Raw genomic sequence first — 13,941 nt, 5'->3', positions numbered from 1 at the left:
AGGTGCGGGTAAGATCCCGTAGGAACAAGTAATCCGGCTCACAGTATCCAGCGCAGTGTACGGGCCAACCAGATCCCCGAAGGTAAGTATCTATGGTTCACACTGCCCATCAAGACACCGATCTCGCTGCTGAACTGCGGGCCGACGTACGCCGCGTTTCCACGCTTCTCGGCGAGTCCCTGGTAAGACAACATGGTCCGGAGCTGCTCCAACTCGTGGAGCAGGTGCGGCTGCTGACCAAGGAGTCCAAGGAAGCAGCCCGAGGCGGCGCGGACGCTACCGGCCCATGGAGCGCGCACGACGTCGTCGCCCAGGTCCGCGAGTTGCTTGCCTCCCTGCCGCTTGACCAGGCTACTGACTTGGTCCGCGCCTTTGCGTTCTATTTCCACCTCAGCAACGCTGCCGAGCAGGTCCACCGCGTCCGGGGATTGCGCACCCGGCAGGAAAAGGACGGTTGGCTGGCAAAAGCGGTCTCAGAGATCGCCGGCCAAGCTGGTCCCCAGGTTTTGCAGGACGTGATCAATGAACTGGACGTCCGCCCCATCTTCACGGCACACCCCACCGAGGCCTCACGCCGCTCCGTACTGGACAAGGTCCGCAAGCTCTCGGACGTTCTGGCCGAGCCCACCACGGAGGGGACCTCAGCGCGGCGCCGTCAGGACCGCCAACTCGCCGAGATCATTGATCAAATGTGGCAGACCGACGAGCTGCGGCAAGTGCGTCCCACTCCTGTGGATGAGGCCCGGAATGCCATCTATTACCTGAACAGCATCCTTACCGACGCCATGCCGGAGATGTTGACGGACCTTTCAGAGCTTTTGGCTGAGCACGGGGTCTCCCTGCCGGCCGCTGCCGCACCCCTGAAGTTTGGTTCGTGGATCGGTGGTGACCGCGACGGCAACCCGAACGTTACCGCCGCCGTCACCCGGGAGATCCTGCAGCTGCAGAACCAGAATGCTGTCCGCATCAGCATTGCCTTGATCGACGAACTCATCTCGGTACTTTCCAACTCGACCGCTCTTTTTGGGGCCGACCAGGAACTGCTGGACTCGATCGCGACTGATCTGAAGAACCTCCCCGGCCTGGATAAGCGCATCCTTGAACTGAATGCCCAAGAGCCGTACAGGCTCAAACTGACCTGCATCAAGGCCAAGCTCATCAACACCGGCCGACGTATTTCAGCGTCGACGTATCACGAGCCGGGCCGCGACTACGCAACCACTCCCGAGCTGCTTGCGGAGTTTGGGTTGCTTGAGGCCTCGCTGCGCAACCACTCCGCCGGTTTGGTTGCAGATGGCGCCCTGGCCCGGGTCCGCCGGGCAATCGCCGCTTTTGGTCTGCACTTGGCAACCTTGGACATCCGTGAGCACGCCGATTACCACCACGATGCTGTTGGCCAGCTGGTGGACCGGCTCGGCACGCAGAAGCCCTACAGCGAGTTGACGCGTGAGGAACGATTCACTTACTTGGGTGCGGAGCTGGCTTCGCGCCGTCCTCTTTCCGGACACCCGATCAAGCTTGAGGGCACTGCGGACGGTACCTACGACGTTTTCCGGAGTATCCGCCAAGCCCTGCACACCTACGGCCCGGACGTCGTGGAAACCTACATCATTTCCATGACCCGCGGTGCCGATGATGTTCTTGCTGCAGCGGTCCTGGCGCGCGAAGCCGGCTTGATTGACCTCTTCGGCGCCAAGCCGCACGCCAAGATCGGCTTTGCCCCGCTGCTGGAAACAGTGGAAGAGCTCCGTGCTTCGGCTGAGATCGTGGACCAGTTGCTGTCCGATCCCTCCTACCGGGAACTTGTCCGCCTTCGCGGCGATGTCCAGGAGATCATGCTGGGCTACTCGGATTCCAATAAGGAATCCGGTGTGATGACCAGCCAGTGGGAGATCCACAAGACCCAGCGTAAGCTGCGCGATGTAGCAGCCAAGCATGGTGTTCGTGTCCGCTTGTTCCATGGCCGTGGTGGTTCGGTAGGCCGCGGTGGCGGGCCCACCTACGATGCCATCATGGCCCAGCCGAACGGCGTGCTTGAGGGTGAGATCAAGTTCACCGAGCAGGGTGAGGTCATCTCGGATAAGTACTCCTTGCCCGAACTGGCACGCGAAAACCTTGAGCTGTCCTTGGCAGCGGTCATGCAGGGCTCGGCCTTGCACCGGACTCCGCGCACTTCCGAGGACGAGCGCGAGCGCTACGCAAACGTCATGGAAATCATCTCCGACGCAGCGTTCGACCGCTACCGCGCGCTGATTGATGATCCTGATCTTCCGGCTTACTTCCTCGCTTCCACCCCTGTGGAGCAACTGGGTTCGTTGAATATTGGATCACGCCCGTCCAAGCGCCCGGACTCCGGAGCCGGACTCGGCGGTCTTCGGGCCATCCCGTGGGTTTTCGGCTGGACCCAGTCCCGGCAGATCGTTCCGGGTTGGTTCGGTGTGGGCTCAGGCCTAAAGGCTGCCCGCGAGGCAGGCAACACCGATCAGCTCCTTGAAATGATGGATCGCTGGCACTTCTTCCGCTCGGTGATCTCCAATGTGGAAATGACCCTGGCCAAGACAGATATGGAGATTGCCGGTCATTACGTGTCCTCCTTGGTCCCGGAGGAGCTGCACCGTCTGTTCCACATGATCCGTGATGAGTACGAACTCACGGTGGCAGAAATCGAGAGGCTGACCGGTGAGATCGAGCTCCTCGACGCCCAGCCCACGTTGAAGCGTTCACTCGAAATCCGCGACCAGTACCTGGACCCGATCAGCTACCTTCAGGTGGAACTCCTTCGGCGCGTTCGCGAGGAACAGGTGTCCGGAGCCGAGATTGACGAGCGGCTTCAGCGGGCCATGCTCATCACCGTCAACGGTGTGGCTGCCGGCCTGCGCAACACCGGCTAGCACCCTCTCTCACATCCCGCGGGTTTTTCTGGATCGCTCTCTCATCTGGTGAGAGAGCGATCCGTCCAAGGGCGCGGGATGTGAGAGAAGGTTAGGGTAGTGGGATGCCGTCGTTCCAGACCAAGTTGAAGATCACTGGCCTCAAACCGGGCAACGCACCTGAATCGGTGATGGCCGCAGCGGTGGAAGCGCTGGAAACCCGCCACCACGTGGAGTCGAACCAGCTGGACATCGTCGGCGGAGTGCCCCAGCTCAGCCTCCGTTTCACAGTTGACGATCGCGATTACTTGGGCGAGAACGACGAAGCCCGGACGTCGGCAGCCATGATGCGTGACGCCGTCGAGCGTGTTGCTTTGACCGGCAGCCTTTACGTGCTGCGTCGCAGCCGCGGACGCTGGGCCCCGGTCTAAAGGACCTACTCGGGCTGTGGCACGTCGCCGGGTTTGTCGGCGTCGAACGGTTCGTCCACGGGGAACGGCTGCCGCGCCGCCGCGTGACGATCAATCCCACCACCACGCCGATCACCAAGCCCAGTCCCACACCAATGAGTGAGCTGGCCCAAAACGGGAGTTTGGTGGTGGATCCGGTGAAGTAACCCAGCCCCACCTGCCACACGGCCCACAGCACTGCGCCAAGGCCTGCGCACAGACTGAACCCGCGTACCGAGACGTTGGCGATTCCCGCCGCGGATGAGGTGGCGAGCCTGCCTCCCGGGATGAAGCGTGCGCCGATGATGGCGCCATACGTTGAGGAGCGGCCGGCTTTGGCGATGGCCTCGTGGATGCCGCGGTGGACGCGGCGGCCCCACGCCCACCTATCCAGGACATGACTGATGCGCCGTTTGAACAGCATGAACACCGCCATGTCGCCCAACCAGGACGCGAACGCGGCAAGGAAAAGGACCAGCCAGAAGTTCGCGTGGCCATCGGCTGCCAGCGCCCCGCCGGTGATGACCACCATTTCGGAGGGGATGGGCGGGAAGATGGCGTCGCCCAGCACAATGGGGACGATCCACAGGTAAATGGCGGATCCCCATGTTTCCGGGGCGGTGATGTCCATGGGCACAAGGTACCGCACTTGCCCTGTCTGCCGCTCCGGAGTGAGACTGTGGCCATGCGAATCGACATACTGCACGGCGATCTCACCACCCGCGCTGTTGATGCGATCGTCAACGCCGCCAACTCCTCTTTGCTCGGGGGAGGAGGAGTGGACGGCGCTATCCACAGGGCCGCTGGCGGGGAATTGCTTGAGGCGTGCCGCGAGTTGAGGCGGACGCAACTGCGGGACGGACTGCCGGTGGGTTCCGCCGTCGCGACTTCCGCATTCAGGCTCCCGGCGCGCTGGGTCATCCACACTGTGGGCCCTAACCGGCACGCGGGACAGAGGGATCCGGCGCTGCTCGCCTCCTGCTTCCACGAAAGCCTGGCAGTGGCGTCCGGACTGGGTGCCCGGTCTGTGGCCTTCCCTGCGATCAGCGCCGGAATTTACGGGTGGGACCCCGCTCAGGTTGCGGAGGTAGCGTTCGACGCCGTGAGATCGTTTTCGTCGTCGTCTTCCGCCGGCGCGGCGTCGGACAGTCCGCTTGAGGTGGTGGAGTTTGTGCTGTTTTCGGAGGATACGACGGCGGTCTTCCGGAGTGTGTTTGCTTCCTCGCCGGAGGATTCCTGACCAGGCGATTCCTGACGTTTGCGGCGCTGCACCACGTAGTAGAGGACCGTGACGAGTGCCAGGGATGGCAGGCCGAAGATCAAGGTCATATTGAACGCCGAGGTGCCGAGTGTACTGATGGCGATGGCAATCATGAGGACCGCGCCGAGGATGGTGCCCACCGGGTAGAACCGGGTCTTGTAGGCGAGTTCAGTGCCGCTGCGCTTCATGCTGCGGCGGAAGAACCAATGGGTCACGAAGATCATGAACCAGGTGAACATGGCCCCGAACATGGAGATGGCCATCATGAAGGTGAAGGCAGTCTCGGGGAACATGGCGTAGACGACAGTGGCGATCGCGATTCCTGCCGTGGATAGGACCAAGGCATTCACGGGGGCGCCGTTGGAGAGGAGTTTCCCAAATACGGCCGGTGCGTCACCGCTGCGGGACAGGCTGAAGATCATTCGCGTGGAAATGTAGAGCTGGCTGTTCATGGCTGAGAGCGCAGCGATGATCACCACGAAGGTCAAAAGGCTGTCCGCGAAGGGAATGCCCAGATTCTGCATGACTGTGACGAAAGGGCTGCCCCCGGCAAGGATCTGGCTCACGGGGGCGATTGCCAGGATCAGTGCCAGTGTGACGATGTAGAACAGCAACAGCCGGGCGATAGTGGTCCGGAAAGCCTTCTTCACGGCGGTTGCCGGGTCTTTGGCTTCACCAGCGGCGATGGCAATCATCTCGATGCTGAGGTAGCTGAAGATGGACACGATCACCGCGAACCAGGTGCCGGAGAATCCGTTGGGGAAGAAGCCGCCTTCGGCTGTGTAGTTCTGGAAGCCAGTGCCGTCCGTGCGGGCGCCGAAGACGATGTACGCGCCGAGCACAATGAACGCGATGATTGCGAAGACCTTGATGCTGGAGAACCAGTACTCCAGAGTTCCGAACACCTTCACGTTCATGGTGTTCACGCCGATGAGAACCGCCGAGAAGAAGATCACCCATAGCAGTGACGGCACGTCAGGGAACCACAGTTTCATGTATTCGCCCACCGCGGTCACCTCAGTTCCCACGGCTAGCACGATGCAGGACCAGTACATGTACTTCACCAGGAAACCGGCCAGCGGGCTGACGTAGTGTTCGGCAAAAGCTCCGAAGGATCCTGAGGTTGGGTGTGCCACTGTCATCTCGGACAAGCTGCCCATGAGGAGGAGTGCGATCAGGCCTCCGATGGCGTAGCTGATGATGACGCTGGGCCCAGCCAAGCCGATGGCAAATTTGCTCCCCAGGAACAGACCGGTACCGATCGCTCCGCCCAGCGCGATCATGGTCATTTGCCGTGAGGTGAGCTGCCTTTTGAGCCCGCCCTCACGTTCTTGGATCTTATCGAAACCGCCCATAACGACCTCCTCGTCGATTCTGCAAATCGCTTCAAGATAGAATCCAGCTCAAAGCTGTGCCAAGGATTTCGAAGGATCAGGAAAATATTGGAGGTGGGTTCGTGCCAGATTCACCCACGACCCGTGCCCGGGGGTCGCTGCCGAACCGGGTTCGGCTGGACGACACAGACCGTTTGATCCTCCAGGAGCTCATGGCGGACGCAAGGATCCCCAACAACGTCCTCGCCGCCAAAGCGGGAATAGCGCCTTCCACGTGCTTGGGCCGGGTCAGGGCGCTGCGTGATGCTGGAATCATCCGCGGCTTCCACGCCTCGGTGGATCTTGAAGCCCTGGGCCTGCTGGTTTACGCGTTGATCTCGGTGCGGGTGAACTCCCAAGCGCGCAACAAAATGCTTGCCATCGGTCAGCGCCTGCGATCATTGCCCAACGTCCAGAGCGTGTTTCTGTTGGCCGGCGACCAAGACTTCCTCATGCACGTAGCCTGCGGAACTCCCACGGAACTTCGGGACTTCATCGCAGTTCACCTGGCATCGGATCCGGCTATTGCCAACACCCAGACGAACCTGGTGTTCGATCACCTGACCCCGGGGGACTGACGTTTCGGGGAATCAGCCGTGGGCTTCGCTGAGCTCCAGTTGGCTGCGGTATTCCACGGGTTGTTTGGTGATCGGGTCAACAAACCGGATCCCACGGGCCAGGAGTTGGAGCGGCTTGCTGTAGTCGTCCGGCGCTTTGTCCAGCAGATCCGGATAGAAGGCATCGTTGACAATGCCCAGCCCGAGCGACGCCATGTGCACTCGCAGTTGGTGGGTCTTCCCGGTGTGAGGCTCCAAACGGTACAGCGCGCGCTGGTGAGTTCCGGCGTCGAACGTTTTTGTCTGTTCAATGCGCGTTTCAGCGTTCGGTTCACCGGGGATGACCTCGGCGAGCAGATAGCTGCGTGACTTGGTCATGCGGTTGCGTACCACTGCTGGGAACTCGACGGCGGGATAGCCTGCGGCGGGCGTCGCGGCGGACACGCACTCGTATTCCTTCTGGACCTGGCGCTTCTCGAAGAGGACCTGGTACTTGCCGCGCGTCTCCGGGTTGGTGGAGAGCAGCAACAGGCCGGCGGTCATCCGGTCCAGGCGGTGCATGGGGATGAGATCGGGGAGGTCCAAGAGGTTCCGGAGCCGGACCAGCGCGGATTCCTGGATGTAGGTGCCGCCCGGTGTGGTGGGGAGGAAATGCGGCTTGTCCACCACCAGGATGTGTTCGTCCTGGTGGAGGATGCTGATTTCCACGGGCAGCCGCGTCTCCGGGGGGAGCGTGCGGTAGTACCAGATGAAGGTGTGGTCCTCCAGTTTGGTGCTGCGATCAAGGGGAATTCCGCCCTCGCCTACGATCTCGCCGGCGTCGAACCGGTCCTCGATGCCTTGGGGGTCGATGTGTCCCCAGCGATGCATCATGTAGTCCATGGCGGTGGTCCATGGCCCCTCGTCCGGCAGGCGGAGGCGGGTGGCGTTCACGCCGTCGCGCACGGGGAGGGGGGATTGCATCACCTGGCAATTCTACCGGCGTTGCGAGGCCCGCTCTGCGCCCTTAGACGCGTGCGAATCGCGCAGAGCGGGCCTCACAACGCATCCAGTTCCGACGATAAAAAAGTTCTTGACAATAAAAGTTGTCGGTAAGCATACTTGAAGCATGTTGGACATCGAAGTGATCGAGGACCCGGCCGCGGCGGAAGCCTCGCTGGACCCCATCCGCACCCGTATTCTGCGGGAGCTCGTGGAACCTGCGTCCGCCACGCAACTGGCCGCAAAGGTGGGGCTGCCCCGGCAGAAGGTGAATTACCACCTCAAAGCCCTGGAACGCCACGGGCTGGTGGAGCTGGTGGAGGAGCGGCGCAAAGGCAACGTCACCGAGAGGGTGCTGCGTGCCACGGCTGCGTCCTACCTGATCTCGCCCGTCGCCCTCGCTTCTGTGGCACCGGACCCCCGGCGCTTCTCTGACCGGTTTTCGGCCTTCTGGCTGCTGGCACTGGCCTCCCGCACCGTGCAGGAGATGGGCAAGCTCATAGCCGGTGCTGCACTGGCCAAGAAGAAGCTGGCCAGCTTCGCGATCGATGGCGAGATCACTTTCCGCTCCGCCACCGAACGTGCAGCGTTCGCCGAGGAACTCGGCGTGGCGGTGACTCGCCTCGTGGATAAGTATCACGACGGCGGTGCTGCCGCAGAGGCGGGCGGTGCACGCAAGCACCGCCTCGTCGTCGTGCTTCACCCGGCACTTAAAACAACCCAAGCCTCCCCGGAGCAATCAGCAGAAAAGGATCAAAGCAATGACTGACAACCGGAAATTCGAAATCGAAGCGGACGTCGAACTGCCGGGCACTCCCGAGCGGGTATGGCAGGCGGTCACTAAGGACACGCCGGCTTGGATGTTCCCCACGGATCAGTGGCCCGACGTCAAGACCACCGAGGAATACCCCACCCACTTGGTGTCCAGGATGGACGGTCCTGACGGATGGTTCAACCAGCTGGAACACGTCCTTGAACCGCTGGAAGGCGGACGCGCCAAGCTGCACTACGTTCACAGCGGGATCTTCGCCGACAACTGGGACGAGCAGTATGACGGCGCCAGCAAGCACACCGAGTTCTACCTGCACACCCTGGGTCAGTACCTGCGGTATTTCGACGGCAAGCCGGTGGTCTTCACGGACATTCAGGCGCCGCCGTCTTCGCAGACGCCGGATGGTTTCGTGCAGCTGAAGAGGGCCCTTGGCGTAGACGGCGCGGCCTCCGGTACTGCAGTGGATGTGGACGTCGACGGCGTAGGCCGGCTGAGCGGGGAAGTGGACTTTTCCAACGAGAACTTCCTGGGCCTCAGGACTGCCGACACCATGTACCGCTTCTTCGGCAGGAACGCTTTCGGCGCTCCGGTAGGCATGACGGTGCACGAGTTCAGCGGCTCCGGCGATTCGGAACTCACGGCCAAGACCTGGGGCGCGTTCCTGGAGAAGGTGTACGCCTAAGAGTCCGGTGAGGCCGCCCAGGCCCGAGCTACAGAATCCAAGGCGGCCTCATAAATGGAGGCCCAGTCGGTGGCGGGATCGTTCATCTGGGCCAGCTCCAAGCTGACGAGTCCGTGGACCTGCCCCCAGATGGCCATGGCCACGAGTGTGGGTTCGTCTGAGCGGAGTGCGCCCGCCGACTGTGCGGCGACTACCGCCTCCACCAAGGGGAGCATCGACTCGGAGGTGACTTCCGGCGTCGGGCTGCAATCTACGTAGGCGGCCAGCGTCCCGCCGAACATCAAGCGGTAGAGGGCCGGGTGGTCCAGCGCCCAGGCGCGGTATGCGCGGCCCAATCCCAGCAGCCCGTGCTTGGCGGCCTCGCGTTGGGAATCGCCAAAGGACCGGAAGCCGTCGTCGACGGCGGCCGTCAACAGTTGCGCTTTCCCGCCGAAGAGCGAGTAGATCGCCGTGGTGGACGTTTCGGCGGCAGCGGCAACATCGCGGAGGGTGACGCGGGCCGGTCCCTCGCGGTCTACCAGTTCAGCCGTAACCGCCAGGAGCCGATCCTGTACGTGTTGATCATGAATTACGGGTCTTGCCATACCTCCAAGTGTTCCATAACATTGTTTTATAACAGCGTTACGAAACCGGAATCGGAACCGAGCCGTTCCCCAACTGAAGGATTCTCATGGCACAGGACTTCTTCCCCGGCCGCTTCACCGCGGATATCGGGCGCGATACAGTAACCGTCTTCCTCATCGGAATGCGGGCCAACAGGTGGTGGAAGATGGGTCGCATCGCTCAGGTAACGTCGGCCATGCCCGCCATGATGCAACACCTCGCCGCTCATCCTGAGGCGGGGCTCCTGGGGAGCGAGCAGTGGTTTGGGCGGACCACGGTGATGCTCAGCTATTGGGAAAGCCCGGAGCACCTGAGGCGCTTTGCCGCTGACAAGGACTCGCCACATCTGGGGCCGTGGCGGAAGTTCATGAAGGAGATCGCCGGGAGCGGGGACATCGGCGTGTGGCACGAGACGTATCAGGTGCCGGCGTCGGGCATTGAAGTGGTGTACAACGGCATGCCGATGTTCGGGTTGGCCAAAGCCACCACGCATGTTCAGGTGGGCCCCGGCACCAACACGGCGAAGCAACGCATGGGCGCGGCCGCTCGATCCGCGGGCCCGGCAGCCTAGGCGACTGCGACGGCGGCTGGCCGCTCTGTCTTGAGGGTTCGGCGGAGATGCGGCGAGGCGTCCAGCTTGTCCTGGGCGGCGCGGAGCGCACCGACGGCGAACTCCAACTGTGCGGCGGGCAAGGTGAACGGAACGCGCAGGAAGTGCTCAAAGGCGCCACCCACCCCAAAGCGGGGGCCGGCCGCCAAGCGAACGCCGAAGTCGGGAGCCAGCACAGTCAACGCGGTGCTGCACGGCGTGGGAAGGCGGCACCAGACTGTGAGCCCACCCCGAGGTCGCTCCACCTCCCATGCTGGCAAGTGCTCGGCAAGCAACCCCAGCAGCGATTCGCGCTGATTCCTTAGTTCCTCGAGCCGGGCATCAAGCGGTTCGCTGAAAGCCCGAACCAAGCGGGCAGCCGCCAGTTGTTCCACTACCGGGCCGCCCAGATCCATCACGGTCCTGGTGGAGATGAAACGGGCAATCAGTGACTCGTCTGCCCGGATCCACCCGGTCCTCAGCCCCGCCCAATGCGACTTGCTGAGCGATCCGATCGAAACCACCGCGGGACTGAAAGAGGACATCGGCGCGGTGCGGACGGCGTCGAGATTCAATCCGCGCAGCGTTTCGTCCACCACCAGCACGGTCCCGGAAGCCGCGGCCGCCCGCGCCAAGCGCCGGCGCTGCAGGTCCGACATGATGCGCCCGGTGGGGTTATGGAAGTCCGGCACCAGATAGGCCATTGCGGGGCGTTGCTGGTTCATGGTGGCCACCATCGCATCGATATCCCAGGCTGGAGAGGTACTCGCCTCAAGTGCAGGCAGTGCAACGGGAAGGGGCTTACAGCCGGCGGCGCGGATCGCATCCAAAGCGTTGGGATACGTGGGGTGTTCCACGAGGACCCGGTCCTGCTTACCGGCCAGGGCGCGCAGGACGATGTTGAGTGCATGCTGTGCGCCGGAGGTAACAAGGATCTGGCCGGGGGTTGTTGGCACCCCCTCTGAGGTGTACTTTTCTGCGATGGCTTCCCGGAGGGCCGGAATTCCCACGGCCTCGTACCCGAACCCCGGCAGAAGGGCGGGCAGCTCGGTCAGTGCGTCGGCGAAGGCGCGGTGGACTACCTCCCCGGCGGCCGGAAGCGACGCATACGCCAGGTCCAACAGTCCTTCCGGGACTGCGAGCCCGGGGGCGCTCACTGGCGCGGTGCGGTGGGGGATGCACGTCCGCCCACGGCTGCCCTGACCCGCCGTGAGGAACCCCTGTTCGCGCAGGCTCGCATACGCGGCGGTGACCGTGGTGCGGCTGAGGCCGAGTGTTTGGGCGAGCGCCCGCTCGCTGGGCAGGGCGACGTCAAGTGGGATGCGGCCGTCCATCACCAGCAAACGCACGACGTCGGCCAGCTCGCGGTAGGCGGGCAGGGCGCCGGAATTCCAGGAGCCGAGGAGGCGAACGAGCGCGGTGGGGTTCAATGAGCCGGACATAAGACCAGTATTTCAAACTGGCTATGGAATGCAAGGCCAGTTTTATCGGAGGATGGAACCCATGATGACCCGAAGAATCACCCAACTCCTGATCGGCCTCGCGATGTACGGCATCTCCTTGGCCATGTTCATCCGGGCCGGCCTTGGCTTGGACCCTTGGGATGTCTTCCACCAAGGCGTGTCCGAAAAGACTGGCTTCAGTTTTGGTGTTGTGGTCATCGCGGTCAGCTTCCTGGTCCTTCTCCTGTGGATCCCGCTCCGGCAGATGCCAGGGATCGGAACCATCGCCAACGCCGTCCTGGTGGGACTCTTCGCCGATCTTGGACTGCGGCTCATCCCGGAGTTCACCCACCTGGGCGGGCAGATCGCCATGCTCGCCGGTGCCGTGATCCTCAATGGCATTGCTTCCGCTTGCTACATCGGCGCTCGACTTGGACCCGGCGCCCGCGATGGGCTGATGACCGGACTTGTGCGCCGCACCGGGTGGTCCGTGCGCCTGGTCCGCACAGGCATCGAAGTGGTTGTCCTTGCTGTGGGCTTCCTGCTGGGCGGTTCCGTCGGTGTTGGTACGGTGGTCTACGCCCTGGCAATCGGCCCTATTGTGCAGGTGCTGCTGCCGAAGTTCATGGTTCCGGAGCGGGCAAAGGCAACGGCCCCCACGGAAGCCGTGGAGGCCGCGCCTGCCGCGTAGGGCTTGTCGCTCAGTCACTAACGGCACGCCTCCAGGTCCTCGCCGTACCGCAACCAGTCCGGCAGGTCCTGTGCCAGCGCATCGCGGATGGCGGGCGATCCCGCACTGCGCCAGTCGACGTCGTCGTTAATTTCGATCTCGTACTTCTTCCACTCGAACCAGTTGATCATCTTCAGCTGGGGGTATTTCTGGTGGGTTTCGGCGGAGAAGACCTGACGCCACCACGCCTGTTTGACGTCCAACTCGGATGCACCGCCACGCGCTGGTGTGAAGATGGCGGCCGTCTCCGGAACGCCCACCGGCTTGCCGTGGTCCACCCCGTACACCTGGTAGAAATCCGGGACGGAGCTGTCGTCGCCGGCGGTGCCGCTGTAAGTGCCGGTCAGCATGGCCAGGAACTTGCCTGGCTCGGAGATGTCGTTGTTCCCCCAGGGACGCTGGTTGCCCCAGTGGTATAGCGAAACTCCAACCCAATCCACCGCGTCGTCCCCTGGATAGTAGGGCGAGTAGGTGTCGTCGGCCATGGTGAGAACGCCGTCATGGTTCGTGTCCAGGGCAGCGAAGTCCGGGGTGCCTGGTCGCGCCGCGAACTGGCCACCCGTGAACGGATAGCCGCCACCATAGTTCGGCGCCCACATCATGGACGTGCCCGGAGCCTGCGAGTGCACCGCCGCCGCCACTTTGCGGAAAACCTCCACGTAGCGGATGGGCTGCTGGCCCCACGAGTACCAGGAGCCGTTCATCTCATGCGCAAAACGCACGACGACGGTGGTCCCCTGATCGTTGATGGCACGTAAGTCGGTGGCCAGTTTGGCGATCACCTCGTCGCTCATCGTCTCTAATCCGCCGTGCGGTTCGAGGGTCAGGAGCAACGCACCGCCGGATTCCCGGACCTGGGTGACGGCGTTGGTGGTGTGCGACCACGTTTCGTCGTCGTAGGGGATATCCGAGAACTGCACCACCACCGCGGGATCGTGGCCAAGGTTTGCGCGGTGTTCGGCCAGGGTCTCGGAGTCCCAATCCAGGTTGACGCCAAGGAGCACGCCATCTTGGGGGATCAGCGTGGATGCGTCTCCGGCCCGGCAAAGGGACAGAGCCTGGACTACCGGGACCACTTCCTGGGAAGCAAAACTCAAACCGGTGGCAGCCAGGGCAGTCACCACCAAGGGGATGAGCAGGCTGGCCCGCCGTCGATTTCGGTTCGGATGCCCGGTGAAAGCTGGAGGAGCCTGCGCCATGGTCAGCCCCATCCAAGGGAACGGCGCCGGCGCCCGAAGAGGGTGCGCCAACTGAACCGCGGCGTAAGCCCGCGCGGCCGCATAAGGGCCGCGCCGCCGTCGACCGCTTCCTGGCGGTTTGCGTAGATGCGGGCCACGTGACCCAGATGGGCCTGAAGGCGGGTTTCCGTCAGGGCGCTGGAGTCCCCGAAGAGGCGCAGATCGCCGCCGCGGACGGCCCCATTCTGGTCCTTCTGGATATCGCCGCGGTGACTTCGGTGGGAGCATCCGGCGTCGTAGGGCTCCTTGAGGTACTGCACCTGCTGCGCTCACGCGGCGGCGATCTGCGCCTCTTCGGGGACTCCAGCGCCCTGACGGAAACCCGCCTTCAGGCCCATCTGGGTCACGTGGCCCGCATCTACGCAAACCGCCAGGAAGCGGTCGACGGCGGCGC

At 63.2% G+C, this 13,941-nt stretch carries 13 protein-coding genes and 2 pseudogenes; 9 read left to right on the top strand and 6 right to left on the bottom strand.

Annotated features, from left to right (window positions below; all coding sequences use genetic code 11):
• The first annotated feature begins 92 nt into the window (after nucleotides 1–92).
• Together ppc and EU811_RS24020 are read left to right on the top strand one after the other, a co-directional pair.
• Nucleotides 93–2,891, top strand: coding sequence for a phosphoenolpyruvate carboxylase (ppc, locus tag EU811_RS01030; RefSeq protein WP_142936669.1), 2,799 nt, complete (start codon nucleotides 93–95; stop codon nucleotides 2,889–2,891).
• A gap of 104 nt (nucleotides 2,892–2,995) precedes the next feature.
• On the top strand, nucleotides 2,996–3,301 hold the full coding sequence (locus EU811_RS24020) for a hypothetical protein (RefSeq protein WP_142936668.1): 306 nt from the start codon (nucleotides 2,996–2,998) through the stop codon (nucleotides 3,299–3,301).
• A gap of 241 nt (nucleotides 3,302–3,542) precedes the next feature.
• Here the strand turns inward: EU811_RS24020 and EU811_RS24015 are convergent.
• Nucleotides 3,543–3,851 (bottom strand): annotated as a pseudogene (locus tag EU811_RS24015) (DedA family protein); the annotation flags it as partial.
• Nucleotides 3,852–4,004: 153 nt separating this feature from the next.
• On the opposite strand from EU811_RS24015, the gene EU811_RS01015 reads away from it, so the two are divergent.
• Nucleotides 4,005–4,559, top strand: a complete 555-nt coding sequence (locus tag EU811_RS01015) for an O-acetyl-ADP-ribose deacetylase (protein WP_202979298.1) — start codon at nucleotides 4,005–4,007, stop codon at nucleotides 4,557–4,559.
• A gap of 83 nt (nucleotides 4,560–4,642) precedes the next feature.
• Here the strand turns inward: EU811_RS01015 and EU811_RS01010 are convergent.
• Nucleotides 4,643–5,863, bottom strand: a pseudogene (locus EU811_RS01010) (amino acid permease); the annotation flags it as partial.
• Between the two features lie 173 nt (nucleotides 5,864–6,036).
• On the opposite strand from EU811_RS01010, the gene EU811_RS01005 reads away from it, so the two are divergent.
• Nucleotides 6,037–6,531 carry an Lrp/AsnC family transcriptional regulator gene (locus EU811_RS01005; protein WP_238703248.1) on the top strand — a complete coding sequence of 165 codons (495 nt, stop codon included), beginning with the start codon at nucleotides 6,037–6,039 and terminating at the stop codon, nucleotides 6,529–6,531.
• Nucleotides 6,532–6,543: 12 nt separating this feature from the next.
• Here the strand turns inward: EU811_RS01005 and EU811_RS01000 are convergent, their stop codons facing one another.
• The gene (locus tag EU811_RS01000) at nucleotides 6,544–7,473 is read right to left on the bottom strand and encodes an RluA family pseudouridine synthase (RefSeq protein WP_142936697.1); all 930 of its coding nucleotides are present in this window, start codon (nucleotides 7,471–7,473) and stop codon (nucleotides 6,544–6,546) included.
• Nucleotides 7,474–7,618: 145 nt separating this feature from the next.
• Here EU811_RS01000 and EU811_RS00995 point away from each other — a divergent pair, with 145 nt between their 5' ends.
• Both EU811_RS00995 and EU811_RS00990 read left to right on the top strand, forming a co-directional pair.
• Complete coding sequence (locus EU811_RS00995; protein ID WP_142936666.1) at nucleotides 7,619–8,260, top strand: winged helix-turn-helix domain-containing protein; 642 nt, start codon at nucleotides 7,619–7,621, stop codon at nucleotides 8,258–8,260.
• Nucleotides 8,253–8,945, top strand: coding sequence for an SRPBCC family protein (locus EU811_RS00990; RefSeq protein ID WP_142936665.1), 693 nt, complete (start codon nucleotides 8,253–8,255; stop codon nucleotides 8,943–8,945). Before EU811_RS00995 ends, EU811_RS00990 begins: the two co-directional genes overlap by 8 nt.
• Here the strand turns inward: EU811_RS00990 and EU811_RS00985 are convergent.
• Nucleotides 8,942–9,529, bottom strand: a complete 588-nt coding sequence (locus EU811_RS00985; protein WP_238703247.1) for a TetR-like C-terminal domain-containing protein — start codon at nucleotides 9,527–9,529, stop codon at nucleotides 8,942–8,944. The genes EU811_RS00990 and EU811_RS00985 overlap by 4 nt on opposite strands.
• 86 nt (nucleotides 9,530–9,615) lie before the next feature.
• Here EU811_RS00985 and EU811_RS00980 point away from each other — a divergent pair, with 86 nt between their 5' ends.
• Nucleotides 9,616–10,119 carry a DUF4188 domain-containing protein gene (locus EU811_RS00980; protein ID WP_142936664.1) on the top strand — a complete coding sequence of 168 codons (504 nt, stop codon included), beginning with the start codon at nucleotides 9,616–9,618 and terminating at the stop codon, nucleotides 10,117–10,119.
• Here EU811_RS00980 and yczR read toward each other — a convergent pair.
• Complete coding sequence (gene yczR, locus EU811_RS00975) at nucleotides 10,116–11,579, bottom strand: MocR-like transcription factor YczR (protein WP_142936663.1); 1,464 nt, start codon at nucleotides 11,577–11,579, stop codon at nucleotides 10,116–10,118. The two genes, EU811_RS00980 and yczR, sit on opposite strands and share 4 nt — an antisense overlap.
• 61 nt (nucleotides 11,580–11,640) lie before the next feature.
• Between yczR and yczE the strand changes: the two genes are divergently transcribed.
• Nucleotides 11,641–12,270 (top strand): membrane protein YczE, encoded by a 630-nt coding sequence (yczE, locus tag EU811_RS00970; protein ID WP_142936662.1) that lies wholly within the window; start codon nucleotides 11,641–11,643, stop codon nucleotides 12,268–12,270.
• Between the two features lie 17 nt (nucleotides 12,271–12,287).
• On the opposite strand, the gene EU811_RS00965 is transcribed toward yczE, so the two are convergent.
• Entirely contained in the window at nucleotides 12,288–13,520 is a 1,233-nt protein-coding gene (locus tag EU811_RS00965) for a glycoside hydrolase family 26 protein (protein ID WP_142936661.1), read from the bottom strand.
• 134 nt (nucleotides 13,521–13,654) lie between these two features.
• Between EU811_RS00965 and EU811_RS00955 the strand changes: the two genes are divergently transcribed.
• Nucleotides 13,655–13,941, top strand: a 287-nt coding sequence (locus EU811_RS00955; RefSeq protein WP_238703251.1) for an STAS domain-containing protein, incomplete at its 3' end; no start/stop codon positions are given.

Source organism: Arthrobacter sp. TS-15 (genome assembly GCF_006964045.1).
Lineage (GTDB): Bacteria > Actinomycetota > Actinomycetes > Actinomycetales > Micrococcaceae > Arthrobacter.
The sequence above is the reverse complement of the archived record's forward strand: the minus strand, read 5'-3'. Positions and strand labels throughout refer to the sequence as shown.